The 25,473-nt window shown below is 37.9% G+C and carries 26 protein-coding genes; 9 read left to right on the plus strand and 17 right to left on the minus strand.

The annotated features are described in order from the left end of the window. Window positions 1–239: 239 nt before the first annotated feature. Window positions 240–545: a DUF4870 domain-containing protein gene (locus MKY08_RS21700; RefSeq protein ID WP_069514277.1), complete on the minus strand. Its 306-nt coding sequence runs from the start codon at window positions 543–545 to the stop codon at window positions 240–242. A 123-nt stretch (window positions 546–668) separates the two neighbouring features. Here MKY08_RS21700 and MKY08_RS21705 point away from each other — a divergent pair, with 123 nt between their 5' ends. Next, on the plus strand, window positions 669–1,346 hold the full coding sequence (locus MKY08_RS21705) for a class I SAM-dependent methyltransferase (RefSeq protein WP_069514274.1): 678 nt from the start codon (window positions 669–671) through the stop codon (window positions 1,344–1,346). Between the two features lie 161 nt (window positions 1,347–1,507). Continuing rightward, the gene (corA, locus tag MKY08_RS21710; RefSeq protein ID WP_069514272.1) at window positions 1,508–2,470 is read left to right on the plus strand and encodes a magnesium/cobalt transporter CorA; all 963 of its coding nucleotides are present in this window, start codon (window positions 1,508–1,510) and stop codon (window positions 2,468–2,470) included. A gap of 195 nt (window positions 2,471–2,665) precedes the next feature. On the opposite strand, the gene MKY08_RS21715 is transcribed toward corA, so the two are convergent. After that, window positions 2,666–2,875 (minus strand): hypothetical protein, encoded by a 210-nt coding sequence (locus tag MKY08_RS21715; protein WP_024364404.1) that lies wholly within the window; start codon window positions 2,873–2,875, stop codon window positions 2,666–2,668. Window positions 2,876–3,195: 320 nt separating this feature from the next. Between MKY08_RS21715 and MKY08_RS21720 the strand changes: the two genes are divergently transcribed. Beyond that, window positions 3,196–4,506: a globin-coupled sensor protein gene (locus MKY08_RS21720; protein ID WP_069514269.1), complete on the plus strand. Its 1,311-nt coding sequence runs from the start codon at window positions 3,196–3,198 to the stop codon at window positions 4,504–4,506. A gap of 50 nt (window positions 4,507–4,556) precedes the next feature. On the opposite strand, the gene MKY08_RS21725 is transcribed toward MKY08_RS21720, so the two are convergent. The 5 genes from MKY08_RS21725 to adh form a co-directional block, all read right to left on the minus strand. After that, window positions 4,557–5,036 carry an acyl-CoA thioesterase gene (locus MKY08_RS21725; RefSeq protein WP_024364406.1) on the minus strand — a complete coding sequence of 160 codons (480 nt, stop codon included), beginning with the start codon at window positions 5,034–5,036 and terminating at the stop codon, window positions 4,557–4,559. Between the two features lie 69 nt (window positions 5,037–5,105). Next, complete coding sequence (locus MKY08_RS21730) at window positions 5,106–6,533, minus strand: aldehyde dehydrogenase family protein (RefSeq protein ID WP_069514265.1); 1,428 nt, start codon at window positions 6,531–6,533, stop codon at window positions 5,106–5,108. A 40-nt stretch (window positions 6,534–6,573) separates the two neighbouring features. Further along, on the minus strand, window positions 6,574–7,542 hold the full coding sequence (locus tag MKY08_RS21735; protein WP_069514262.1) for a DUF4003 family protein: 969 nt from the start codon (window positions 7,540–7,542) through the stop codon (window positions 6,574–6,576). A gap of 326 nt (window positions 7,543–7,868) precedes the next feature. Next, window positions 7,869–8,231 (minus strand): DUF779 domain-containing protein, encoded by a 363-nt coding sequence (locus MKY08_RS21740; RefSeq protein WP_069514259.1) that lies wholly within the window; start codon window positions 8,229–8,231, stop codon window positions 7,869–7,871. 21 nt (window positions 8,232–8,252) lie between these two features. Continuing rightward, window positions 8,253–9,773: an aldehyde dehydrogenase gene (adh, locus tag MKY08_RS21745; RefSeq protein WP_024364412.1), complete on the minus strand. Its 1,521-nt coding sequence runs from the start codon at window positions 9,771–9,773 to the stop codon at window positions 8,253–8,255. Between the two features lie 242 nt (window positions 9,774–10,015). Here adh and rluF point away from each other — a divergent pair, with 242 nt between their 5' ends. Then, window positions 10,016–10,717 (plus strand): 23S rRNA pseudouridine(2604) synthase RluF, encoded by a 702-nt coding sequence (gene rluF, locus MKY08_RS21750; protein WP_069514256.1) that lies wholly within the window; start codon window positions 10,016–10,018, stop codon window positions 10,715–10,717. A 22-nt stretch (window positions 10,718–10,739) separates the two neighbouring features. Beyond that, a complete protein-coding gene (locus MKY08_RS21755) occupies window positions 10,740–11,459 on the plus strand; it encodes a hypothetical protein (RefSeq protein ID WP_069514253.1) in 720 nt (239 codons plus the stop codon). 393 nt (window positions 11,460–11,852) lie between these two features. Here MKY08_RS21755 and MKY08_RS21760 read toward each other — a convergent pair whose 3' ends face one another. The 7 genes from MKY08_RS21760 to MKY08_RS21790 form a co-directional block, all read right to left on the minus strand. After that, window positions 11,853–12,350: a cupin domain-containing protein gene (locus tag MKY08_RS21760; protein ID WP_069514250.1), complete on the minus strand. Its 498-nt coding sequence runs from the start codon at window positions 12,348–12,350 to the stop codon at window positions 11,853–11,855. 124 nt (window positions 12,351–12,474) lie between these two features. Beyond that, window positions 12,475–13,182 carry an ABC transporter ATP-binding protein gene (locus MKY08_RS21765; RefSeq protein ID WP_024364416.1) on the minus strand — a complete coding sequence of 236 codons (708 nt, stop codon included), beginning with the start codon at window positions 13,180–13,182 and terminating at the stop codon, window positions 12,475–12,477. Continuing rightward, window positions 13,182–13,961: an ABC transporter ATP-binding protein gene (locus MKY08_RS21770; RefSeq protein WP_069514247.1), complete on the minus strand. Its 780-nt coding sequence runs from the start codon at window positions 13,959–13,961 to the stop codon at window positions 13,182–13,184. The genes MKY08_RS21765 and MKY08_RS21770 overlap by 1 nt, the downstream gene beginning before the upstream one ends. Continuing rightward, window positions 13,961–14,896, minus strand: a complete 936-nt coding sequence (locus MKY08_RS21775; RefSeq protein WP_024364418.1) for a branched-chain amino acid ABC transporter permease — start codon at window positions 14,894–14,896, stop codon at window positions 13,961–13,963. The genes MKY08_RS21770 and MKY08_RS21775 overlap by 1 nt, the downstream gene beginning before the upstream one ends. A 13-nt stretch (window positions 14,897–14,909) precedes the next feature. Then, window positions 14,910–15,785, minus strand: coding sequence for a branched-chain amino acid ABC transporter permease (locus tag MKY08_RS21780; RefSeq protein ID WP_024364419.1), 876 nt, complete (start codon window positions 15,783–15,785; stop codon window positions 14,910–14,912). A gap of 205 nt (window positions 15,786–15,990) precedes the next feature. Next, complete coding sequence (locus MKY08_RS21785) at window positions 15,991–17,211, minus strand: ABC transporter substrate-binding protein (protein ID WP_024364420.1); 1,221 nt, start codon at window positions 17,209–17,211, stop codon at window positions 15,991–15,993. Window positions 17,212–17,529: 318 nt separating this feature from the next. Then, window positions 17,530–17,958: a hypothetical protein gene (locus tag MKY08_RS21790; RefSeq protein ID WP_069514244.1), complete on the minus strand. Its 429-nt coding sequence runs from the start codon at window positions 17,956–17,958 to the stop codon at window positions 17,530–17,532. Window positions 17,959–18,036: 78 nt separating this feature from the next. Here MKY08_RS21790 and MKY08_RS21795 point away from each other — a divergent pair, with 78 nt between their 5' ends. Next, on the plus strand, window positions 18,037–19,464 hold the full coding sequence (locus MKY08_RS21795) for a deoxyribodipyrimidine photo-lyase (RefSeq protein ID WP_069514241.1): 1,428 nt from the start codon (window positions 18,037–18,039) through the stop codon (window positions 19,462–19,464). A 137-nt stretch (window positions 19,465–19,601) separates the two neighbouring features. Here the strand turns inward: MKY08_RS21795 and MKY08_RS21800 are convergent, their stop codons facing one another. Further along, window positions 19,602–20,198 (minus strand): SAM-dependent methyltransferase, encoded by a 597-nt coding sequence (locus MKY08_RS21800; protein WP_069514237.1) that lies wholly within the window; start codon window positions 20,196–20,198, stop codon window positions 19,602–19,604. Between the two features lie 455 nt (window positions 20,199–20,653). Here MKY08_RS21800 and MKY08_RS21805 point away from each other — a divergent pair, with 455 nt between their 5' ends. Further along, complete coding sequence (locus tag MKY08_RS21805) at window positions 20,654–20,989, plus strand: heme oxygenase (RefSeq protein WP_024364429.1); 336 nt, start codon at window positions 20,654–20,656, stop codon at window positions 20,987–20,989. A gap of 126 nt (window positions 20,990–21,115) precedes the next feature. Here MKY08_RS21805 and MKY08_RS21810 read toward each other — a convergent pair whose 3' ends face one another. Next, complete coding sequence (locus MKY08_RS21810; RefSeq protein WP_069514235.1) at window positions 21,116–22,132, minus strand: YeiH family protein; 1,017 nt, start codon at window positions 22,130–22,132, stop codon at window positions 21,116–21,118. Window positions 22,133–22,245: 113 nt separating this feature from the next. Here MKY08_RS21810 and MKY08_RS21815 point away from each other — a divergent pair, with 113 nt between their 5' ends. Then, complete coding sequence (locus MKY08_RS21815) at window positions 22,246–23,133, plus strand: LysR substrate-binding domain-containing protein (protein WP_069514232.1); 888 nt, start codon at window positions 22,246–22,248, stop codon at window positions 23,131–23,133. A gap of 36 nt (window positions 23,134–23,169) precedes the next feature. On the opposite strand, the gene MKY08_RS21820 is transcribed toward MKY08_RS21815, so the two are convergent. Then, window positions 23,170–24,090, minus strand: coding sequence for a LysR family transcriptional regulator (locus tag MKY08_RS21820; protein ID WP_069514227.1), 921 nt, complete (start codon window positions 24,088–24,090; stop codon window positions 23,170–23,172). A gap of 134 nt (window positions 24,091–24,224) precedes the next feature. Between MKY08_RS21820 and MKY08_RS21825 the strand changes: the two genes are divergently transcribed. Further along, entirely contained in the window at window positions 24,225–25,415 is a 1,191-nt protein-coding gene (locus MKY08_RS21825) for a coenzyme F420-0:L-glutamate ligase (RefSeq protein WP_025220869.1), read from the plus strand. Window positions 25,416–25,473: the final 58 nt, after the last annotated feature.

Here is a 25,473-nt window from a genome sequence, read left to right on the forward strand (position 1 = left end):
ACACCTCGCTTACCTCACTGACTTTGACTATCTTTGACTATCTTTGAGTATATTATACAAAACGCTTAAAAATAATTGCAATTATTTCGCACAGAGAAATGTCTAAAGCAATTGTAAAAGCTGATTGGCTTCTAAATAATTTTAACCACTCGAAAAAGTACTTATCGTTTAATGTACCCTTTTTGCTTATAGAAAAAACGCAAGCATATGCTTTTTGCATATACTTGCGTCATTAAAAATTATACCCAGCGACCAACAATCGGATAACGCCAAGGTTCCTCTGAAATCGCCTTTACAATACCGATAATTGGTACGATGTATACCATAGCGATAAATACTAGTAAGAAAGGTAAACCAATTAATACAAAGCTTAAAATACTAGCAATTACAATTAGTACACCCATTACGACTTGGAACAATAAAGCTTGCACAGAAACGTTTTTCACTTCTTCTTCCGAACTAATTAAGAAAAATATAATCGGCACTAAAAATGGCGCAAAAAACGCACTGGCATGTATGATGACCTTAGACCATTTTGTTTCCATCTATTCAACCTTCCCTTTTTTCTGTCTTTATTATTAATACTATTATTTACGGAGCAATACGCTAAATAGTTTCAAATCGTTTCGACAATTTTAAAATTAATTTGAAAGGTATGTGATACACAGATGGAATTTAACAGCACGCTTGCGAACGAGTATGAAAAAGGCATTCGTCGTACTTTACCGAGTTACGATACAATGCTTCGTTTAACGAAAACTTTTTATCAATCCGCTTTACAAGAGAATGCTAGTTTTTTAGTTGTTGGTTCGGGCAGTGGCAATGAAATACTACAGTTAGCTGAACAAAGACCACAGTGGTCCTTTGTCGGTATCGACCCATCTGAAGCCATGTTGGAAATTGCAGAAAACCGTCTACACTCACTACCAAATGAGATTTCTTTACTACAAGGCACCATGCTCACTGCATCAATCCCTGCAACAAAGTTTGATGCCGCTAGCTGTATACTTGTACTTCATTTTATTGATACCTATGAGGAGAAACTTGCTACATTAAAAGGGATTGCAAACCATTTAAAATCTGGGGCACCCTTTGTGCTTGTTTCTAAATATGGACAGCTTGACTCTTCTGAAACAGAGCTACAGTTTGACCTATGGCGCGCATATTGGCTGCAGCACACAAAACTTTCTACTTCTGAATTAGCTAGCATGGAGCAGTCCATTCGCTCGCTTTCATTTATGCGGGAAGATGACATTGTTACGCTTTTACAGCAGGCAGGCTTTACACAGCCTTCACGTTTTTTTGCAACGACATTATTTGGTGGTTGGATATGCTATAAAGAGTAAGCTTCCATTCCTTCATGATGCATCCTTGCAACTTAGTGGTGTACTATTAAGTACATACTGGTACTAGATCTGACGTTCCAATGTCTCCTCTTACCTTTCACACCTTTGAAGGAGACTTCGTGCTTATTTAAAATGAGATAAACAGATTTGAGGTGAATGCCGTGATTCGCACGATGGCTATGACGAAAGATCAACAATTAATAAAGGACTTTCCACTTGATAACATTAAGCAAAACCATTACGAATGGTATTGGGTAGATTTTAGTTGCCCAACTACCGAAGAGGAACTATTGCTCGATACATTTTTTCACTTTCATCCACTTGCGATTGAAGACTGCTTAATGCGTTTACAACGACCAAAGCTGGATTTTTACGAAGACTATCACTTTTTCGTTATTCATAAATTGAATGAAGAAACGTTAATTGCTGAGGAATTAAATATTTTCGTTTCCGATCATTTTATTGTGACATTCCACAAAAATGAAGCACCTGAAATAGATAAAGTACAGAAGCTTTTAGAAGAGCAACCTAAGTATTGGGAACGCGGAACCTTTTTCCTTACCTATCAAACGATTGATAAAATAGTTGATAGTTATTTCCCTCTCGTCTATAAAATTGAGGACCATTTGAATGCACTTGAGGATGAATTAACTTATCAAAGTAATGTAAATGCAATGCAAATTGTTTTTGAATTCCGCAGTGATTTGCTCCATTTACGACGCACCATTTTACCAATGCGCGACCTATTATACCGAATACTTAATTCTTATCGCTTTGCCCTGAAAAAATCAGAAAGAGCCTACTTTGGGGATATTCACGACCATTTAGTCAAGCTTACGGAAATGGTCGAATCTAATCGTGAACTGACCGCAGATATGCGTGATAGCTATATGGCTATGAACTCTAGCCGAATGAATGGCATTATGATGATGCTTACGATTGTCTCCACCATTTTCATTCCATTAACATTTATAGCAGGAGTTTATGGCATGAATTTTGATAATATGCCTGAACTACATGGCCGTTACAGCTACTTTATCGTTCTCGGTATTATGCTATTGATTGGGCTATTTATGTTGGCATTTTTCAAATATAAAGGCTGGTTCAAATTGTTTAAACCGTAACTTAAAGCAGTAACAAAACAATTTTTTTGAAAAACAAAATCCGCGCATAGCTCTCTAGGGAAAATAGATATGAGGAACAACATCATACATTAGTACATGTTGTAACTCATGCTTTACCCACAGAAGGCGAAACGCGGATTTTTAATTTTAAATAGTTGGTTTTACTTGGGGAACTTTTAAATGTCTCCACTATAATTAATACGGACCTCGATCATCAACTTTATTTTCACCTTGCTGTGGGAATAAAAAGTATGCTAATACGCCCGATATTAGTGTTGCACAAATCGTTATTAATAGTTGGTTTAAGTCAGGTACCTCTGCATAATAGTTCGTTAACATATAAACAGATCCAATTGCTACAATTACCATCACAGGAATCACAAACTTAAAACGCTTCTTCTCCATGTCATACCTCCTCAATACGATTTCTTTCACATACATTTTTTGTTACGCTAAACAGTTCGTATTTTACATGTTTCCTAAATGAAATTCAAATTGCGCTTTATGAGCTAAAGGCTATTGCTTAAAAGTAAATCTGCAACATGTCAGCCCTGAATGTGAAAAATTATAGAAATAAACGAAATTTTTAACCAAATACACTACAAAAAATAGTAGAATAGATTAAATACCATATATTCACCAAATTTACAAACCTAACAATATGTACACAAAGAGTCTTCGATACCTATATTATTATGGATTTATAAAGAATGGAGCAGACAACAATGAGTTGGTTTTCAAAAAAGAACAATTATGGTTATTCAATTACACTAACAACTGAAGAGTATAAACAACACGTACAATTAGATGTTTCTAATCATCCTAAGTTACAAAAACAATTACAACTATTAGACTTAACTACTGAAGATTTAGCCATCATTAAACAATTGCAACCATTAGTGAAAAATGTTATTCCTGAAATGGTCGATCAATTTTATGCAGCGATTAGCTTAAGCCAAAATTTATTAGATATTATTAACAGAACATCACAAATTGACCGTTTAAAAGTGACTTTACATAAGCATCTAAGTGATATGTTCGAAAGTCGTATTAATGACGACTACATTAAAGAAAGAAAGGCAATCGCTGAGACACATGTTCGAATTGGGCTCCAATCAAAGTGGTATATCGCTTCATTCCAATCATTAACTTCGACTTTTACAAACTTTACGAATGATTTAGATATTTCAAAGCATGATGCTATCCGTGCCATCAATGCCTTTTGTAAACTGATTAACTTTGAACAGCAACTTGTTATAGAGGCTTATGAAAAAGAAGAAGAACGGATTCGTAGCGTTGCAGATAAAACGAAGCACGCACTTGTTACTACAATTCAAAGTACGGCAGAAGAGTTAAATGCAATCAGCGAAGAAACAGCTGCTTCCCTTTTAGTCATCTCCTCTCAAACGGATGATATTGCAGTAGCCACTAAACAAGGTTTGAACTTCGTTGCCGATACACAAGACAAATCTAAACGCGGACAGCAGCAATTACAAGAACAAAATGACTTAATACATGTTATTTTGCAAAGTGTTAATGGCCTTGAAGTAACGATGAACCAATTGCGTACGTCGTCTCAAAAAATCTCTGAAATTGTTGGACTTGTTACAGGTATTGCAGACCAAACAAATTTATTAGCACTTAATGCTTCCATTGAAGCCGCTCGTGCTGGTGAGCATGGCAAAGGCTTTGCTGTTGTAGCAGAGGAAGTCCGCAAGCTTGCAGAAGAAACAAAAAGCGCTGTGCAAAACGTGTCACACCTGATAAAAGAAACAGAAAGTAATATTTCAACAATGGCGAATTCTGTTATCAATGTGGACCAAAAAATCCAACATAGTGTTGATACACAAACAAGCCTCTCGAAATCATTTAATGATATTGCTGAAGCAGTATCAGGTATTCAACAACAATATGTAAACACGGCTAAGGATATTTCAGCCATTTCAAATTTAATTACAGAGCTATCGCAAGGGGCAACACTCGTCTCCTCTTCTTCTGACTCCCTCATTAATGTTGTAAATGAATTAAACATATAACACAACTGAAAAAGGAAATTGATCACATCGTATCAATTTCCTTTTCGTTTTTAATGTGCCAAAGCACGTTTTTGCTTGCGGTGCTCTCGTCGAGCCGGACCTGTTTCAAACAGCCGTTTTTCAGCATCCGTTTCCGGGAAAATAGCAGGAACAGCCTTCGGTTTACCATCATCATCTACTGCAACCATCGTTACAAATGATTCGGTTGTTAATTTTTCTTCACCTGTCTCAATGTTACGTGAAATAACACGGACATAGACTTCCATAGATGAACGTCCTGTGGATGACACAATACTTTCAATTTCAAGAATATCACCCACATGCGCTGCTGATAAAAAATCAACAGAATCAATGGAGGCAGTGACAACATGCCCTTTTGCATGCTTCATCGCTGTAATTGCGGCAATTTCGTCAATATAAGCTAACACTCTTCCACCAAAAATGGAATTATGATTATTAGTATCCGGTGGTAATACGAGACGCGTTTGAACCGTACGTGATTGGCTCATAGGTACAGCATTGGTTGTCATAGTTCTAGTTACTTCCTTTCATGTAATGTCCTTTCGTCATCGTATCGTAGAAAAAGAATGGATGCAAATTTAGAATGATTTTTTCATCGTTATAAACTTCATATCCGTCATTTCTTCAATCGCCCATTTAATACCCTCTCGACCGTAACCACTCATTTTCACACCGCCATATGGCATATTATCGACCCGGAATGTTGGAATATCATTAATAATAACAGCACCTGCTTGTAATTCATCGGCTGCACGTAATGCATCTGGTAAGACATTCGTAAAAATTCCTGCATTTAAGCCAAGTTCCGACTCATTCACTAGTCGAATTGCGTCGTCTAATGTTTCATATGAAACAATTGAGACGATTGGCGCGAATGTTTCCTGACAAACAATTTTCATATCGGCAGTCACGTTTGTCATTACTGTTGGTGTTAATGTTCGTTCTGTAAATGTTCCACCCGTAGCAACGACTGCACCTTGAGACTTCGCTTCCTCAATCCATTCACGAATACGACTAACTTCATTCGGATTAATCATGGCACTGACATCTGTATTTTTATCGAGTGGATCACCGACAACTAACTTTTCCGTTTGAGCTACAAATGCTTTTGTAAAAGCATCGACAATCGAGGCATGTACATAAATACGCTGAAGCGAAATACACACTTGTCCCGCAAAGCTAAACGCTCCGCTAACACAACGTGCGACAATTTTTTCAATAGGGGTCGACGGCTCAACAATCACCGCCGCATTTGAGCCTAGCTCTAACGTTACTTTGCGCAAGCCTACTTTTTCTTTTATGCTTAATCCAACCTTACCACTTCCGGTAAAGGTTACTTTTTTCACGAATGGATGGGTCACAAGTGTGTCACTTAGCTCAACACCACTACCCGTAACAATTTGTAGCACACCATCTGGTAATCCTGCTTCTTTAAATATTTCCGCCATTACAATTGCACTAAGTGGTGTTTGCTCTGCTGGCTTTAACACGACCGTATTCCCCACAGCAAGGGCAGGTCCCAATTTATGCGCAACTAAGTTAAAAGGAAAGTTAAACGGTGTAATGGCAGAAATAACGCCTAATGGCTCACGCTTTGTCCAGCCAATGCGGTCGCCAGCTCCAGGCGCAGCATCCATCGGTACCGTTTCCCCTTTCACCTGTTTCGCTCCTTCGGCTGCAAACTGATAGGTTGCAATCGTGCGTTCTATTTCAGGTAAACCTGCTGAAATAGGTTTACCCGCCTCTTGTGCTAAAATTTCGGCCAATTCGTCTTTTCGACGTCGCATAATGTCGACTACTTTATATAAAATTTCGGCACGGTCGTATGCAGTAGTTTGTTTAAATGAAAGAAAGGCATTTTGGGCACCTTCAATTGCTTGCTCAACATCTGAAACAGATGCCTTTGCAACCTTTGCAATCATCTCACCGTTATAAGGCGAGGTTAATTTATAGGTTTCCTTCGCTTCTTGCCATTGTCCATTTATCCAAAGCTTTGTTTCGTTCATTTTCAATACACCTCCGAATATTCTGTTCCTCTTTAGTTTATCATGAAGTGCTGGAATTTGACGCTACTGCTGCTGCGGTCATGGCGGATATCATCGCCGCCTGTTGTGCTTGAATTAGTAATTCAATAGATGACATAATTGCCATAGATAATGATTGTTGCACTTTAGCCATATCATAAATAGCCATTTGAACCGCCATAAACAACACAAATTCTTGATGCCACTTCAATAATTTCATTCCCTTTAATTCATGATACAAATCAATAATTTGCTGTAGCTGTCCTGAATTTAATTGAAGGATGGCTAAAAAACCGAGTAGTGGATAATGCATATACTTTATTTTGACACCTTGCTTCTTTAAATTATCGCGAATTGTCGCCACAGTAGATACAAGGTTACTGTCATATGTTGCAGATAAAAAGGTTAAAATTTGAGATAACCATTGTAGTTCATTTCCCGCACTAAATTGATACGTGCGTAATTCCTTATAATAACGATTCATCGTTTCTGCGCGTAAAACAACATCGTCATACGGGCTACTTAAAAGCACAGTATATGGGATATCATCAAAGGAAGTGAGAAAGCGGTGATGTTTGCGAATAGCTTCATATAAAGCTCTTGCCGTCTGTGCATGCGCCCTTTTGTCATTTTCATTTTCTGTTAAAAATTGAGCACCTATAAAACTAAAGTTTCCTCTTTTAAAATGAGCTTCTTTTAGTATTTTTTCGTTATTTAATAACGTCTTTACCGCCTGTTCGGTATTGTCTTGCTCCATCATATTGGCTGCTATGCTGAACCCTATTGATGTACGCAATGGCGACATCCATGATGTTTGATTCTTCATTTCTTCTATAACAGCTTTAAATTTTTCCGTATCAAACATTTTCCCTACTGCAACATATGTGCTGGCAATAGCTAAAATAATTTTGCGATCAACTGCCCAGCCTGCAACCTTCGATACAGCCTCTACCGTTTGTGTAAATTGGTTTTCAATTATAACAATATCCATCTTCCGCACACTCCTTTTCACTATTTACGTAATATTCTGTTGTAAAGATTCAATCTTTTTGTAACAAAAAACATAAAAAGTAAACTTAAATTAATGTAAGAATAAGGGATTATATGGTTAAATAACGATAATAAACGATGAATGGGGGGCTTTATTATGATTGAAAAAACCATAAAGAAATACTTATTCACCCAAACTTTACAGCAACGAATACAGCTTTATTTATTATTGCGAAATTCTACAACTAACGTAAGCCTACATACTCTTTTCCAAAAAAATTAGCATAAAAAAACAGCGACAAAAATGATTTTTGCCGCTGTCCCTAACTATTCGATTAAACCTAGCTCTTTTAACTCTTCTGTCGAAAAAGCTCTAGACCTTGTTAAAAATCGTTTACCTTCTACGCCTTCAAGAGAGAACATACCGCCTCTGCCGTCAACGACGTCTAAAATAATTTGTGTATGCTTCCAATAATCATATTGGTTTTTGTGCATATAAAATGGTGTACCCCCTACCTCACCTAAACATATATCCTGCTCACCTAATATTAAGTCACCGTCAGGATAACACATCGGAGAGGAACCATCGCAGCATCCCCCAGATTGATGAAACATAACCGGTCCATGCTTTTCCTTCAATAATTCGATTAGTGCCAGCGCTTCTTCTGTTGCTAAAACACGTTCAACCACGCGTTAGCACCTCCTTACTAATTAGAAGAAACCAAGTTTGTTTTCGTTATAGCTTACTAATAAGTTTTTCGTTTGTTGATAATGCGATAGCATCATTTTATGTGTCTCACGACCGATTCCTGACATTTTATAGCCACCGAACGCTGCATGTGCAGGATATGCATGGTAGCAGTTTGTCCAAACACGCCCCGCTTGAATACCACGTCCAAAACGATAAGCTGTATTCATATCACGTGTCCAAATGCCTGAACCTAATCCATACAAAGTATCATTGGCAATTTCCAATGCCTCTTCTTTTGTTTTAAATGTTGTCACTGCAACAACTGGGCCAAAAATTTCTTCTTGGAAGATACGCATCTTATTGTGCCCCTTGAAGACAGTTGGTTTAACGTAGTAGCCATTTTCAAAGCCTGCCCCTACATTATTTTTCTCGCCTCCAATTAGGCATTGTGCACCTTCTTGCTTACCAATATCTAAGTAAGACAGAATTTTTTCCATTTGCTCACTTGAAGCCTGTGCCCCCATCATTGTATTCGGATCTAATGGATTCCCAACTTGAATCGCTTCAACACGTTGTAATACACGCTCCATAAACTTGTCATAAATCGATTCTTGAATTAATGCGCGTGAAGGGCATGTACAAACTTCACCTTGGTTCAGGGCAAACAATACAAAGCCCTCTACCGCTTTATCTAAAAAGGCATCATCTTCATCCATAATATCTTCGAAGAAAATATTTGGAGACTTTCCGCCCAATTCTAACGTAACTGGAATAAGGTTTTGAGAAGCATATTGCATAATTAAACGACCTGTTGTCGTTTCACCTGTAAAGGCAATTTTGCCAATACGCGGGTTGGATGCAAGTGGTTTTCCTGCTTCTAAACCGAACCCGTTCACCACGTTTAGTACGCCTGGTGGCAATAAATCACCAATCAACTCTACTAATACCATAATGGATACTGGTGTTTGTTCTGCTGGCTTTAACACAACACAGTTGCCAGCAGCAAGGGCAGGAGCTAGTTTCCATACAGCCATTAAAATCGGGAAGTTCCAAGGAATGATTTGACCCACTACCCCAATTGGCTCATGGAAATGGTAAGCAACCGTATCATTATCAATTTGACTTAGCGCGCCTTCTTGTGCACGTAAAGCACCAGCAAAATAACGGAAATGATCAATGGCTAAAGGGATATCTGCATTTAACGTTTCCCGTACTGCCTTACCGTTATCCCATGTTTCGGCAACGGCTAACTTTTCTAAGTTTTGTTCAATACGGTCCGCAATTTTAAGTAAAATGTTAGCACGCTCTGTAGCGGATGTTTGTCCCCATGCATCTTTTGCGGCATGTGCTGCATCAAGTGCAAGTTCAATATCCTCAGCAGAGGAACGCGCTGCTTGTGTAAAAACTTGTCCAGTAACAGGAGTGACATTATCGAAGTATTGACCTTTCACTGGGGGTGTCCATTCTCCACCAATGTAATTATCGTATCTTTCTTTGAATTGAACTACCGATCCTTCAGTGTTTGGAAATGCATAAACCATTTTACTTCTCCCCTTTACACAAAATAATAGAAAATATCTAGAAAAATCGTAATTATATATCGAAATAACGATATTTTCATAGAAACCTTCTTACCCACTATATTGTCAGAAATGCATGATTATTTCAACTTTTTAAATTAAAATTTTGTAATATTTATTTTTAGTAGAAAAGCTTCTAGAATTCACGCTATAAACAACGATAGGGTATACTTAAGCTACGATAAAATGTTTAGGAGAACTATATGAGAATTAACAAATATTTAAGTGAAGCGGGCATCGTGTCTCGTCGTGGTGCTGATAAATGGGTCGAAGAAGGTAAAGTAACAATCAATGGCGTACTTGCTACTGTAGGCAGCCAAGTAGAAGCGGGCGATATTGTTTGTGTGGATGGCAAAGAGGTAAAAAAAGAAGAGCAACTGGTGTATATTGCCTTAAACAAACCAGTTGGTATTACAAGTACAACAGAGCGTCATATCAAAGGAAATGTCGTTGATTTTATCAATCATCCTCTACGCATTTTCCATATTGGTCGACTGGATAAGGAATCAGAAGGATTATTATTAATGACCAATGATGGCGATATTGTAAATAAAATTTTACGTGCAGAAAACCACCATGAAAAAGAATATATCGTACAGGTTGATAAGCCGATTACAGAACAATTTATTAAAAAGATGGCTGCTGGTGTTGATATTTTAGATACAACGACATTACCTTGCTACGTTGAAAAAATTTCAGATAAAGTGTTTAAAATTATTTTAGAGCAAGGCTTAAATCGCCAAATACGCCGTATGTGTTCAGCACTAGGCTATTCCGTTAAACGATTACAACGTATACGCATTATGAATATTAAGCTTGGCAATTTAAAGGTTGGTCAATGGCGCGATTTAACTGATAAAGAGCGAGCAGAATTATTTAAACTACTTCATTACACAGTAAAATAAAGCAATTGGGGGATTGGGAAAGATGCTTTCTATTCAAAGTACTGAACAACTTACGGGTGTACGAATAAGCGGTGACTTTTGGGATTTAGATGCCCTTATTCAAGCGATTTATCAAGTAACTGGCGATGAAAATAAATACTACGATTACCAAGGTGCGCGACTTCGCATTCTTGGTATTTGCCGTAATCTCCGTCAAGCAATGCACGGTGAGCATCAGCTTGAATTCGTGAGCAATGGACTGAACAAAAGTATACTTTCTCGACATGAAACGATTTTTCCAACTAAAAATGTCTACTACGGGACAGAAGTACTGTGGCCGGAGCTTCTTTTTACAGCCATTGCTTTAAACGATTTCATTCGCTTACATCAGGAATTGATTGATTCTTCCGATTGGAATGGTGATGTGGCATCGATTCGTAAATTCCAAGCAGCGGTTGCTGACTGTTTGGAGCAAGAGCTTACAGAAGATGAATTTTTAGTATTTTTAAGGATGATTCATTCTAAAAGCCCTTTAACCTTCCGCTATGCTACGCAGTATGTAGATGTACTAAATTTAGAATACATAGATTTAAATACGCAAACACGCAAAGCGCATTTAGCCTCCTTTGCGCTTCGTTTAATGTTAGAGGATGAGGAATATGTTGCACTTAAATCGCAACTAATAGAAGTTGCCAGTACGACAAAAAAAGCGCTACACGAAATTCCAATCAATGCAAGCTACCCTGAAGAAATTTTATGGTAATGGAAAGAGGGCTGGCACAAAAAGAGAAAAGTGGCTGGGACATAACAAAAAAATTTAAGGAACAGCGGAAAGGTGTTCATAAATTTTTGCTATTTGAAAAACTTAGCTATTCTTGCTTTTGCAATAAATAAAACATTAGAAGGGTTCACTAGTTGTTGGTAGCGGAGGTGGTGACTCCTGCGGGAACAGCACACAATGTAAGACGCAACAGACCGCGCGTTAGCGAGGGTTGCGGCTTACTGTGCTGAGCGGAAAGCACCGCCGTAGCGGACAATAACGGCGTAGCAATAAAAGGTGTTAGATTGACTGCCATCAATCTAACACCTTTTCTCTTTTTTACTGTGCAGTCGCTTTCTGCGGTCTACCTAGTGCTCTTTGCTAAACTCTTTGTGACTATTTAATCGTCTCGTAAGCCATTTTACGAATAACCGCTTCATGTTGCGGATAATCAGCTAAAAGCTCATTTTGTGTAAATAGCTCAAAGTCCTCAAAATCAAAGCCTGGTGCTACCATGCAGCCTACTAAACTAAATGTATTGGCATCCTCTACAGACGAACCGAAAATTGTATTTTTCGGCACCGCTACCTGTGGCACCTCACCCGCTTCTATATTTAAGCCTAATTTTTTTGCCTCATATGTACCATCAGGGTAAATCATATGTACCGTTAATGGGCTACCTGCATGATAATACCAAAGCTCATCTGATTTTAAGCGATGTAAATGAGAGATATCTTGCGAACGTAATAAAAAATAAATGCTCGTATAAATCGGTCGTTCTACATCTCTTACAGCTATTTCCTCTGTCGATTTAAACGTGGAAATATAGTATCCTCCCTCAGGATGTTGTGCTAATGCTAGTTTTTCAATAAAGTATTGTGCTGAATAGTGCATGCTAACCTCACTCCTTTTTCCCACCTTACCAAAAAAGAAAGGTTCCGCGCTACTTCCATCTATTATTGTCGTTCTACAACATGAAAAAGGGTATCTCGAATCCATTTCGAGACACCCCTTCCGATTACATACCACCTAAATATGCTGCTTTTACTTGTTCACTTTCTTGTAACTCTTTCGCTGTACCCGATAATACAATGCGTCCTGTTTCAAGTACGTATGCGCGGTCAGCTACCGATAATGCCATATTGGCATTCTGCTCTACTAGCAATACCGTTGTACCTTCTTTATTCACTTGTTCAATAATATTGAAGATATTTTTTACCATAAGCGGTGCAAGCCCCATTGAAGGCTCATCCATTAACAACAATTTTGGTTTTGCCATTAATGCACGACCCATCGCCAGCATTTGTTGCTCACCACCAGATAATGTGCCTGATTGCTGTTTACGACGCTCCAGTAGACGCGGGAATAACTCAAAGACATGATCCATATCTTTCTTTATGCCAGCCTTATCGTTACGCAAGTATGCGCCAAGCTCAAGGTTTTCCTCTACTGACATATTAGCGAATACACGGCGACCTTCAGGCACATGTGAAATACCTGATTTTACAATGGTTTGCGCAGCCTTACCTGCAATCGAGAAACCCTCATATTCAAGGATGCCCCCTTTAGGTTTTAATAAGCCTGACAAGGTTTTTAATAATGTACTTTTACCAGCACCATTGGCACCGATTAATGTGACAATTTCCCCTTCGTTAACTTCTAAAGAGACGCCTTTCAATGCTTGAATATTTCCATAGAATACATCAATATTTTGTACTTTTAGCATTAGCTGATAACCTCCTCACCAAGGTACGCTTCAATTACCTTTGGATTGTTGCGAATTTCTTCTGGTGTCCCATCAGCGATTAATTGCCCGTGGTCGAGGACGTAAATTCGTTCACATATCCCCATTACTAAGCTCATATCGTGCTCAATTAGTAGAATCGTTAATCCAAACTCTTTACGGATAAACGCAATTAGTTCCATTAAGTCGTGTGTTTCTTGTGGATTCATCCCAGCCGCTGGTTCATCGAGTAACAATAGCTTTGGATTTGCCGCTAATGCACGTGCAATCTCCAGACGACGTTGCATACCATACGGAAGGTTTTTTGCTAACTCATTCTTATAAATATCTAAACCAAATATTTTTAAGAATTCCGTTGATTGCTGTTCCATTGCCGCTTCACCTTTAAAGTGACTTGGCAAACGGAAAATAGATGACCACATCGAGTGTTTTGCTAAAGAATGGTTCGCTACTTTTACATTATCTAATACAGATAGTTCTTTAAAGAGACGAATATTTTGGAACGTACGGCTAATACCTTTTTGCGTTACTTGATAGGGTGCAAGGCCATTTAACTTTGATCCGTTAAATGTAATCGTTCCTTCAGTCGGCGTATACACACCAGTTAGCATATTAAAACTTGTTGTTTTACCTGCACCATTTGGCCCGATAAGCCCTACTAATTCACCTTGATTTAGGTACATATTAACGCCCTGTACCGCCTTTAAACCACCGAATTGAATACCCATGTTTTCTACTTTGATAAGAAGGTTTCCAGTCATTATTTTGTACCTCCTTTTTTACCAAACTTAAATAAATGCGTAATTTCCTTTGTCCCCATTAAACCGGTTGGACGGTATAGCATAACAATGATTAATACTAAGCTGTAAATGATCATGCGCGTTTCTGGGAAGTTCGCTAAGTATGTTGAAATCAACGTTAAAAATACTGCTGCAATAACAGAACCTGACAGACTTCCTAAGCCACCAAGAACAACGTAAATTAATATATCAAATGATTTTAAGAAACCGAACGTAGTCGGTTGAATAATGTAGAAGTTATGTGCAAAAATAGCCCCTGCAAGACCGGCAAAGAAAGAGCCAATCGCGAATGCTACAACTTTATAGTAAGTTGTATTAATACCCATGGCATCCGCAGCGATTTCATCTTCTCGAATCGAAATACAAGCACGTCCATGACGAGAATTTGTAAAGTTTGAAATCACTAAAATCGTTAATACAACACCTACGAATGCATATGTCCAATTCGATAAATATTTCACTTGCATCCCCGCTGCCCCACCGACGTAATCCGTATTTAAAAAGACAATACGAATAATCTCAGCAAAGCCTAGTGTTGCAATGGCTAAATAATCTCCTTTTAAACGTAGCGTTGGAATACCTACGATTAATCCAGCTACTGCTGCTGCAAGCGCCCCTAGGAAAATAGCTAACGGGAACGGCAGCATTAGCTTTGTTGTAATAATAGCTGAAATATAAGCACCAACTGCAAGGAAACCGGCATGTCCAATAGAGAATTGCCCCGTAACCCCGATAACGATGTGCAAGCTGACAGCTAGCATAATGTTAATGCACATGGTGATTAACATATTTTTATAGTACAAGTCAATTACTTCTGTTGTAATAAGTGCCTGAACAACCACATAGATGACTAGCGCTAATACTGCATAGCCCCAGAAAACTTTAGACTTCTTCATCATTACCGCTCACCTACACTTTCTCGCGGGCGTTTTTACCGAAGATACCCGATGGTCTGAAAATCAAGATTAAAATTAAAATGACAAATGCTGCTGCATCACGCCATAAAGAGAATCCAAGTGCACTTACAAACGATTCCACGACACCTAGTAACATGCCGCCAACCATTGCCCCCGGAATAATACCAATACCACCAAGAACCGCAGCGATGAACGCTTTAACCCCTGGAATAACACCCATTAACGGGTCAATTTTTGTATAATACACACCGAAGATTACACCTGCAGCTCCAGCTAATGCAGAACCTATAGCAAATGTTGCTGAAATGGTATTATCTACGTTAATCCCCATTAGACGTGCCGCATCTGCATCATGTGATACTGCGCGCATCGCCTTGCCAATTTTTGTTTTATGTACGATGAATTGTAAAAGAATCATCAGTACGATAGAGACAGATAAAATTAATATAGATGTACTGCTAATTTGAACACCAAAGACATCAAATGTTGTATTTTTAATGACTTCAGGATATGCTGCAGGCTGTGCCCCTCTGAAGAAAATTGTCGTATATTCGATTAATAGCGACACCCCGATTGCTGTAATTAAAGCAGCAATACGCGTCGCATTTCGTAACCGTTTATATGCTATACGTTCTATTAACACACCAAAAATTGCGCAAACTGCCATTGCTAATAATAATGCTGGTAAAAAGCCCAGCTCCCATTTAGCAATTGCGTAAAAGCCAATAAATGCCCCAATCATGAAAACATCACCGTGGGCGAAGTTAATGAGCTTAATAATACCGTATACCATCGTATACCCTAACGCTATTAACGCGTAGATACTACCTAGTGAAATACCATTCACAAGCTGTTGTATCCATTCCATGAGCGTTCACTCCTTTATTATTTTTTAAAGCATGCAAAAATGGGACCTATTTCTACATAGTGAAAGTGAATGCAGAAAAACTCGTGTCCCTCATAAAAAGTATTTCCGATTCCTTATGCTAGAATCTATGCTTTTTTTATTAGTCTAGTTGTCTATGAAAAAATAAAAGAGAAGGCAGGTTGCCCGCCTCCCCCTTGCTTAAAAATTAAGGATTAACTTTAGAGTTGAACACTTGTTTACCGTCTTTAAATTCAAGAACTGTTGCTGTTTTAATTGGGTTATGGTTTTCGTCAACTGAGAAAGTACCTGTTACTAAAGAAAGATCCTTTGTTTCAGCTAATGCCTTTTTAATTGCTTCACCGTCAGTAGACCCTGCACGTTTAATTGCATCTGCAATGTAGTAAACCGTATCATAGCCAAGTGCATTAAATGCATCCGGTGCTTTATCGCCATTAGCAGCTTTAAATGCTTTTACAAAGTCTTGAATTTTTTGATCTGGGTCTTCTGCAGAATAGTGGTTTGTGATGTACGTATTATTCAGTGCATCTGCGCCCGCTAACTCAACTAAAGTTGGCGAATCCCAACCATCTGCTCCCATAAGTGGCACTGTAATGCCCATTTCACGTGCTTGTTTAACAATTAGACCCACTTCTTCATAATATCCAGGGATAAAGATGAAGTCAGGATTTGATGATTTGATGTTTGTTAATTGCGTACGGAAATCTGTATCTTTCGCAACATAAGCTTCTTCTTTCACAACTTTTCCGCCATTTTCAGCAATCGTATCTTTAAATGACTTTGCTAATCCTTTTGCATAGTCAGAAGCGTTATCAGCAAAAATGGCTACGTTTTTCGCTTTCAGCTCACCCGTTGCAAAGTTTGCTGCGACAATCCCTTGGAATGGGTCAATAAAGCATGTACGGAACGCATATTCATTAACGCTTCCGTCATCATTTACTGTTACGTTTGGTGCTGTAGCAGCTGCACCAACTAAAGGAATTTTGTTATCATTTGCAATTTGAACTGTTGCAATGGTGTTACCAGAAGTTGCTGGAGACATCATCGCTACTACTTTATCTTGCGTTGCTAGTTTAATAGCCGCTGCTGTTGCCTCTGAGTTTTCTGATTTGTTATCTACTTTAATAAGCTCAATCTTCTTGCCATCAATACCGCCTGCATCGTTAATTTCTTTAACAGCTAACTCCGCACCTAATCCGATTGAAGAACCGTAAGAAGCTACGTTACCTGAAAGCTCCAAGTTTGCACCGATTTTAATTGTATCGCCATCTTTTGAGCCGCCTGATGATGAGCCGCCTCCCGAACTTGTATCACTATCTCCAGCACCGCAACCTGCCAGTACGCCTGCAAGAAGTGAAGAAGCTACTAGAAGTGAACCGAACTTTTTAAGCTTGTTGTTCTCTTTCATAATTTAATTCCCCCTGAAAATTCTCAAATATTAGATATTTCTGATAATTATAAACAATCTAAGGCTAATCCTCAATAGCAAAAATAATTATTTATAACTATCTAATTTTGAAGCTAGATAATATTCAATTAAGCCTTTTACATTGTAAAACATTCTTTATATTTAGTCTAGAGTGATTTTTCAGTATAATTAGTTATTTGTGAATTATCTATCAATTGTTGGTATAAATTTAGTAGAAAGCTATCATCCTTATTTTTTCGACGTTAGAAAAATAACGTCCATTTTGCAAAAATTGCTTTCCTTTTATAGTTTAACGGCTTATTTTTTTTTCAAAAAAACGCCTACCAGTACGCCATACAAAATATGACCAACAAGCCACCAACTAAATGCGTAGAAATCTGTAAAGTTCGGTGTTCGTGTTGAGAAGGTTGTTGTAGGAAACAACATACATCCTATAATCATTTGAAGTATGATACTATTTCTCATTAACGTACCATTATTCCACTTATACTTGTTTCGAAGGGTATATAATATGGCTGTTATGAACCACGAAATCACGAGATGGAAGGAAAATTCAATCACTTCTGGAAATCGATAATTTTTTAAAATCGGTATATAATCGACATTTAACAGTAATGTATAAACGCGGCTTCCTGTTAGATTTTCAACAACTTTAAAGAAAATACCAAATAAGCAACCTGCAACTAAGGATGCTAGCATTACTTGACGTTTGAATAGTGTTTTCATAATGTCCTCCTTGCTTTAATCCAACTTCTACTTACTTGTGCTAACGTATATTTTTAAACTATAAAAGGATGATTCAAAATGAATAAAAAAATAATTGTATTATTTCGTAATGATTTACGACTAGATGATCACCCCGCGCTCTGGCATGCAGCTAAATTAGGGGTCATTTTACCGGTTTATATTCATAATGAGCAATTTTCAAAGTGCAATACCGCTCAAAGTTTTTGGACGTACTATTCACTTCAGAATCTACAAGCGACACTTGATGACTATGACATGCAACTGATTTTACGAAAGGGTGAAGTCATTTCAGAAGTACTACAGTTAGCTTTAGATACTGAAGCAGACGCTGTGTATTTTAACGAGCGTTTTCTTCCAACTGAACGAAATGAAGATGAGCAGCTAACCAATATATTACAGGCTAATAATATTGAAGTAAAAGCATTCTATGGTGATGCATTATTCAACTTATCGAACATTCAAAATCAACAAAACAAGCCTTATGCCATTTTTACATCATTTTATAAGCGTTGTTTGCAGGAGCCCGTACGTCAACCGCTTGGTCAACCGACTAATATTAGAGCTTTTCCTACGAAGGTATCATCTCTAGCGTTAGAGCAATTGCAATTACTTCATGGTAATTGGTACCACAAGTTTCACCATTATTGGAAACCTGGGATAGATGGGGCAATGGAGCAGTGGGAGCTTTTCGTAGAACAAAGTTTATTTGACTACCACGATAAGCGAGATTACCCAGCCAAAGAAACCATTTCTAAAATGTCTCCATTTCTTGCAGTGGGGAACATTAGCATTCGCTTTCTTTGGGCAACATGCCAAGAGCTAATAGAAGATGAGGACAACACAATATTTAGTCAGCAGATAGAAAGCTTTTTAAGACAACTTATATGGCGAGAGTTTTCGATTTATCAACTATTGAACTATCCTACATTTTCTACTGATTCATTACGCAGTAATTTTCAACATTTTGGGTGGGAGCCTCATTCCATTCGTCTTGATGCATGGAAAACTGGACAAACTGGTTATCCTCTTGTTGATGCAGGGATGCGTGAGCTTTGGGAAACCGGCTATATGCATAACCGTGTAAGAATGGTTGTTGCATCTTTTCTAGTCAAACACTTATTACAACCTTGGCAAGAAGGTTATGCATGGTTTGAGCATACGCTTGTCGACTTTAATGCAGCAAATAATGCTATGGGTTGGCAATGGGTCAGCGGTACGGGTATCGACTCCGCTCCTTATTTCCGTATCTTCAACCCTTCGTTACAAGGAGAGAAATTTGATACAGATGGTGCTTATATAAAAAAATGGGTGCCCGAATTAGCACTTCTCCCTGCAAAGTATATACACGCTCCACAAACAGCACCAACGGCCATCTTGGAACAAGCCGGAATTACATTAGGTGATACCTATCCATTGCCCATCGTGGATCATAAAACAGCACGAGCCCGTGCATTAGAACGATACAACGCTATAAAAAAAGCTTAGAGCTACTCGTGCTCTAAGCGTCGAATGAAAGTGATTAAAAATAAACAATAAACATCATGTTTGCCATACTCTGCAAGAATAACCCGTGCGGAAAATCCATTTTTGTAGCGTCCGAAAGAGAACTTCTTGCACGGAAATTACTTTATTGCAAACACGCAAAGGCGTTCATTTATATTTGTTTCGTGTTCTAGATGCACCTCATGTATCAACTCAAAAGGGGTACCATGATGTAAAAACTGCAAATAATCGTACGGCGGATAGTATAAAATAATATGGATTTCGCGCATCTGTTGCTCATAAGACTTCCATATATTATGAATAACCGTACGAAATATATTAATGGAAAATGGATTAAAAAAGAAAAAAACATTATCACTTGGTTGTATGTTATAGTTTTCCGCAATTGTATGAACAAAAGAAATGTTCGCTTGTGAATCCTTTTTTCGGCAATAACTTTCCTTATTATGCTCTGCCTCTTTATAAAAACCTGCGTCCATTTCAACTCCAATTGTCGGAATGTGAAATTTATGATGAATATAAATAGGAACCCTGCCTTTCCCACAGCCCATATCAATAAAAACTGGATTTTTTGGCATCTCATATTGGGAAAATAATTGTTCTAAGCCTGTATATGGAGTTGGCTCGTAGCGATGGTAGTGAGCCAATTTAGGAAATCCATATTGTTCACCGACCGTATTAATGTGCAAAAATTTATCAAATTGTTGTTCATTCATCCGTTAGATACTCCTCGAAAAAAAAGAATGCTTTATTTTAGCATGTAAAAAACCAAACACGATATCCAAAAAATTTGGATATCGTGTATTTTATCGCTTCATCTTCTACCACTAATATTTTTATCATCACTTTCTCACCTCGCCAATGGCTTGTTGATTTTTTATGATAGCATTTATTTATGTCAACTAAATGTCAGCACGCACCACAAAAGAACACTAGGTATGTATATTTGAAAACAAGATGGTAACGATAGTTATAGAATGCCTACAACTACCTGGTTGAGCTATAATAGAGATAAAGTCGAATATTAGTCGTTCGAAATATCGTTTTCCTTTGCAATTTTGTTGACAATGACTTCCTAGGACACTTATCATTGATTGCGAATGATAATCATTGATAATTCATTCGATTTTGCTTTAATCTATCTTCAATAAAATGATTAGGGGGTATTAGTATGATTATTGTTACAAATCGTATTCAAGTAAAGCCTGGCTTTGCTGCGAAAATGGCACCAAACTTTACGAAGCCAGGTCCTCTGCAACAGTTTGAAGGCTTCCACAAAGTAGAGGTATTAATTTCTACAGATGATCCTACATATGACGAAATGAGCGTTAATATGTACTGGGAATCGAAAGAGCATTTCCAAGCTTGGCGTAATAGCGATGCTTTTGCGGCGGCGCATCACCGTCCTGAACCTGGCTCTGAAGGCGCAAAACCTGAGAACAGCCCAATTATCGGCAGTAAAATTGTCGTTGCTGAGCTGGCTTCTTCTATCGAAGCACAACGTTAAAAACAAATTGTAAACCTATTTAAATTATCTTCTGATTCTATCTAAAAAACCATGCATATTTCTAGAAAATATGCATGGTTTTTTCTTTGGTGTCAGGCACCCAAACAATTCTCAAACAATTCTTAGTCATTGAAACACTACTACTAAGAAATAACCGACGATTGATAAACATACCGAACCAATCAGTCCTGCGATAAAGGCTTTAATGCCTAATTGCTTAAATGTTTTCATTTCTACATTTAATCCTAAGCCTGCCATCGCCATAGCAATTAAAATATATGCGCAATTCACGACTGTTTGTGCAACTGCTGGTGGTACTATTCCTAACGAATTAATAGCGCTCATAACTAAAAAACCAAGAATAAACCAAGGAATTATAGATAACGAAAATGCTTTGCTTCCTTGTTCTTTGTTTCTTCTTTGATACATAATCCCGATTACAATCGCTACTGGTACAAGCAATGCGACGCGTGTTAATTTTACAATGACCGCCATATCCACAGCCTCATCGCCACCTGCGGCCGCTGCTGCAATAACGTGAGCTATTTCATGCAATGTACCTCCTGCAAAAATGCCATATTGTGTCGGTGTTAAGCCAATAAGTGAATACACCACTGTATAAATAAGTGTAAATACTGTGCCAAGCAAGGCGACAATCGCTGCACCTACAGCGGTTTCCTTTTCATTCGCCTTAATTTGAGGGGCAATCGCCACAACAGCCGCAGCTCCACAAATAGCTGTTCCACAAGCCGTTAAAATGCCGAGCTTTTTATCGACATGAAGTACCTTCGTTAACCAGTAAACGACAAAGAGGGCAAATACTAAATTGAGAAAGGCAATCAAAAAGACGCTCGCTCCTGCATGATAAATATCAGCTAAATTCAAGCGCATCCCCAGCAAAATAATACCTAGTCGCAATAGTTTTTTACTCGAAAAAGATATACCCGTTTGCCAGACATCAGGTACAGTAAATGTTGCTCGCCATACCATCCCAAGTATGATTGCTATTACAAGCTGGCCCAATATTGAGAAAAAAGGAAATGTCGAAATATACTTAGCCACTAAGGCAAGACCTAATGTCAATATAATCCCCTTGATAAATGGTGGCGCTAGTAAATTCTTTATCCCCTGTTGTTGATTCATGCTGTCCACTTCTTTCATTCTTGATGATTATACTTTATAAAAAAGTTAATCATCAGTAAAATACATATATATAATTACAATTATTAATTTTTCTAATAATAAGGGGGGATACGATGCAATACGATGCGTTAAAAACGTTCGTTACATTAGTTGAAATCAATAACTTTACGAAGGCCTCAGAAATTCTCCATATTTCTCAACCTAGTGTCAGTTTGCATATTAAAAACCTTGAACAAACGTTGCAGACTACTTTATTTATCCGCTCGCCAAAGTCTGTGCAAATCACACCAACTGGTGAGATTTTATATAAGCGTGCCAAACAAATTATGGCTATTGCTGAGGCAGCGAAGGAAGATATATTAGCTTATCACCATTCGATTCAAGGCACGCTCGTAATAGGGGCTAGCTTTACAATTGGAGAAAATATATTGCCTGCCATGTTGTCGAAACTTCAGCACAAATTCCCTCAATTAGAGCTACAAGTTATTATTGGCAATACCGATGAAATTATTCGATTTACTAAACTATTACAAGTAGATATAGGGCTTATTGAAGGTCAGGCACATGACAATGAGCTTATTATTCAACCTTTTATGGAAGATGAGTTATTTATAGTTAGCGCAAACGACCACCCCCTTGTTCAACAATCTGCTATCACGATTCCACAATTACAACGGCAACATTGGGTTGCACGTGAAGTTGGTTCAGGTACACGTAATTATTTAGACCATCTATTTAGAACAAACGGTCTTCAAGTGCAATCACTCTTAACCATTAGTAGCAACCAAGGTGTGAAAGAAAGTGTGATTGAAGGACTAGGCCTTTCTTTACTATCTGGCAGTGTAATTGAGCGCGACCTTCGAAATGGTGATCTTGCTATTTTGCCACTTGCTGAACAACGATTTATCCGGACATTTTCCTATTTACACTCTCCTACAATGAAAAACAAACGAAATGTCGATGCACTGATTGAATTGATTACAACGAAAAGCGAAGCATAAAAAAAGGCTTAGCAGGCTATCATCTAGTCGCTAAGCTTATTTTAAAGTTCGGGGGTTTATCTGCTTCCGAGCTTGTTTACGTTCAATAATCTCGATAAATTTTGTAGCAGCACGGGACAATGGAACACTTTTTAAATAACACATCCCAATACTACGATTTGGAATGCTTTCTACAAGTGGCAATTCATAAAGTAGCCCTCGTTGTAAATAATCCTTTGAAAATTCCTTTGTTACACACGCGATTCCTAAATTACTACGTGCAAATTCAAGCACTAAATCATGTGAACCGAGCTCAAACTCTGGTGCAATTTGAATACCTTTTGACATTAAATAAGTTTCAACATAGTTTCTCGAGTTCGATTTCTTCTCAAGAAAAATAAGGGGGAACTTTAATAAATCCGCAAAACTTAAGCTCTTTGACTTGAGCGTTTTATATTTCTCTCCACAGACGAAAATATCTTGAACTTCCGTGCACGCGGTTAATTGTAAACTGACATCTTCTATTGGGAAATTGCAAAGCCCGACATCAGCCTCACCAGATTTTATAAAGTTACATATTTCCGAAGTAGTGCCATTTAACATTTGCAATTTTATATTTGGATACATCGTATGAAAAGACTCAAGATATGGCATTAAAAAGAAGCGTGAAATTGTATCTCCTACCCCTATTTTCAATTGGCCTGTCGTTAAATTTTTAAATTCTAGTAGCTTTTCTTCCCCAGCATCTAAAAGACCTAATGCCGAATTAGTATATTCAAATAGCAACTTTCCTTCTGTCGTTAATGTGACGCCCTTTGGTGTTCGGTTGAAGAGTCTAGTGCCTAGCTCCCCTTCGAGCTGCATCATGGCTTGGCTAACTGCGGGTTGTGTCATAAATAAATCTTTAGCCGCCCTAGAAAAGCTACTATTTTTTGCAACGATACTAAAAACACGATATAAATCTAATTTCCCTATCATATAAGCTCTCCTTATAGCTATTATTTAAACTATTAATTTTACTTATATCATTAACTGAGCGTATAGTAAAATCATATTGGTTTTATTCATCTCATTAAAAATTAACATATAGCTATTTATAAGGAGAGATTATTTTGGAACGTGTAGTTGGAACAGTGGTAAGAGGTCTTCGTGGTCCGATTATTAACGAAGGCGATAACATCGAACAAATCGTTGTCGATACAGTGCTAAACGCTGCTAAAGTGGAAGGCTATTCAATTGAGGATCGAGATATTGTGACAGTAACAGAATCTGTTGTAGCACGTGCACAAGGTAACTATGCATCAATCGATGACATTGCAACGGATGTAGCAGCTAAGTTTGGTGATGATACGGTTGGTGTAATCTTCCCAATTTTAAGCCGTAATCGCTTTGCAAACTGCTTACGTGGTATTGCGAAAGGGGTAAAAAAAGTCGTTTTAATGCTAAGCTACCCATCGGATGAAGTTGGCAACCACTTAGTTGATATCGACGAACTAGATGTTAAAGGTATTAATCCTTGGACTGATACATTAACAGAAGCTGAGTTCCGCGAGCATTTCGGCTATAAAAAACACACATTTACAGGTGTAGATTATATTGAATATTACAAAGAATTAATTGAAGCTGAAGGTGCTGCTTGTGAAGTCATCTTCTCAAATAATCCAAAAACAATTTTAGCCTATACAAAAAGTGTACTAACATGCGATATTCACACTCGCTTCCGTACAAAACGTATTTTAACAACGAATGGTGCTGAAAAGGTATTTTCATTAGATAATATTTTAGCTGAATCTATTAATGGTTCTGGCTTTAATGCAGAATACGGTCTACTTGGCTCAAACAAAGCAACTGAGGAAAGTGTAAAACTATTCCCACATACGTGCCAACCAATCGTTGATGGCATCCAAGCAAAAATCAAAGAAGCTACTGGTAAAACAGTAGAGGTAATGGTTTATGGAGATGGTGCATTCAAAGATCCAGTGGGTAAAATTTGGGAGCTTGCTGACCCTGTTGTATCACCTGCCTACACTGCAGGCTTAGACGGTACACCGAATGAAGTAAAATTAAAATACTTAGCAGATAATGATTTTGCTGATCTTCGCGGAGAAGAATTAAAAACAGCTATCTCTGAATATATTCAAAATAAAGACGAAGATTTAACTGGTCAAATGGCTGCTCAAGGTACAACACCTCGTAAATTAACAGACTTAATCGGTTCTCTTTCTGACCTAACTTCAGGCTCAGGCGATAAAGGAACACCAATGATTTATATTCAAGGTTATTTTGATAACTATACAAAATAATACGCGATAACAACGATAAACACCCGCCTGCATAAGGTGGGTGTTTATTTTTGTAGAT

The organism is Lysinibacillus sp. FSL M8-0337 (assembly GCF_038593855.1).
Classification (GTDB): Bacteria; Bacillota; Bacilli; order Bacillales_A; family Planococcaceae; genus Lysinibacillus; species Lysinibacillus sphaericus_D.

Excerpts from the sequence above, each read along its gene's own strand:
- MKY08_RS21760 (WP_069514250.1), bottom strand. The coding sequence starts at position 12,350 with ATGCACTATTCAGCACAATACTTTATTGAAAAACTAGCATTAGCACAA.
- MKY08_RS21810 (WP_069514235.1), bottom strand. The coding sequence starts at position 22,132 with ATGAATCAACAACAGGGGATAAAGAATTTACTAGCGCCACCATTTATC.
- MKY08_RS21795 (WP_069514241.1), top strand. The coding sequence starts at position 18,037 with ATGAATAAAAAAATAATTGTATTATTTCGTAATGATTTACGACTAGAT.
- MKY08_RS21730 (WP_069514265.1), bottom strand. The coding sequence starts at position 6,533 with ATGAACGAAACAAAGCTTTGGATAAATGGACAATGGCAAGAAGCGAAG.
- MKY08_RS21700 (WP_069514277.1), bottom strand. The coding sequence starts at position 545 with ATGGAAACAAAATGGTCTAAGGTCATCATACATGCCAGTGCGTTTTTT.
- MKY08_RS21800 (WP_069514237.1), bottom strand. The coding sequence starts at position 20,198 with ATGAATGAACAACAATTTGATAAATTTTTGCACATTAATACGGTCGGT.
- MKY08_RS21715 (WP_024364404.1), bottom strand. The coding sequence starts at position 2,875 with ATGGAGAAGAAGCGTTTTAAGTTTGTGATTCCTGTGATGGTAATTGTA.
- MKY08_RS21705 (WP_069514274.1), top strand. The coding sequence starts at position 669 with ATGGAATTTAACAGCACGCTTGCGAACGAGTATGAAAAAGGCATTCGT.
- MKY08_RS21815 (WP_069514232.1), top strand. The coding sequence starts at position 22,246 with ATGCAATACGATGCGTTAAAAACGTTCGTTACATTAGTTGAAATCAAT.
- MKY08_RS21790 (WP_069514244.1), bottom strand. The coding sequence starts at position 17,958 with ATGAAAACACTATTCAAACGTCAAGTAATGCTAGCATCCTTAGTTGCA.
- adh (WP_024364412.1), bottom strand. The coding sequence starts at position 9,773 with ATGGTTTATGCATTTCCAAACACTGAAGGATCGGTAGTTCAATTCAAA.
- MKY08_RS21735 (WP_069514262.1), bottom strand. The coding sequence starts at position 7,542 with ATGGATATTGTTATAATTGAAAACCAATTTACACAAACGGTAGAGGCT.
- MKY08_RS21820 (WP_069514227.1), bottom strand. The coding sequence starts at position 24,090 with ATGATAGGGAAATTAGATTTATATCGTGTTTTTAGTATCGTTGCAAAA.
- MKY08_RS21770 (WP_069514247.1), bottom strand. The coding sequence starts at position 13,961 with ATGACTGGAAACCTTCTTATCAAAGTAGAAAACATGGGTATTCAATTC.
- MKY08_RS21720 (WP_069514269.1), top strand. The coding sequence starts at position 3,196 with ATGAGTTGGTTTTCAAAAAAGAACAATTATGGTTATTCAATTACACTA.
- MKY08_RS21775 (WP_024364418.1), bottom strand. The coding sequence starts at position 14,896 with ATGAAGAAGTCTAAAGTTTTCTGGGGCTATGCAGTATTAGCGCTAGTC.
- MKY08_RS21785 (WP_024364420.1), bottom strand. The coding sequence starts at position 17,211 with ATGAAAGAGAACAACAAGCTTAAAAAGTTCGGTTCACTTCTAGTAGCT.
- MKY08_RS21755 (WP_069514253.1), top strand. The coding sequence starts at position 10,740 with ATGCTTTCTATTCAAAGTACTGAACAACTTACGGGTGTACGAATAAGC.
- MKY08_RS21725 (WP_024364406.1), bottom strand. The coding sequence starts at position 5,036 with ATGACAACCAATGCTGTACCTATGAGCCAATCACGTACGGTTCAAACG.
- MKY08_RS21765 (WP_024364416.1), bottom strand. The coding sequence starts at position 13,182 with ATGCTAAAAGTACAAAATATTGATGTATTCTATGGAAATATTCAAGCA.
- MKY08_RS21780 (WP_024364419.1), bottom strand. The coding sequence starts at position 15,785 with ATGGAATGGATACAACAGCTTGTGAATGGTATTTCACTAGGTAGTATC.
- MKY08_RS21805 (WP_024364429.1), top strand. The coding sequence starts at position 20,654 with ATGATTATTGTTACAAATCGTATTCAAGTAAAGCCTGGCTTTGCTGCG.
- rluF (WP_069514256.1), top strand. The coding sequence starts at position 10,016 with ATGAGAATTAACAAATATTTAAGTGAAGCGGGCATCGTGTCTCGTCGT.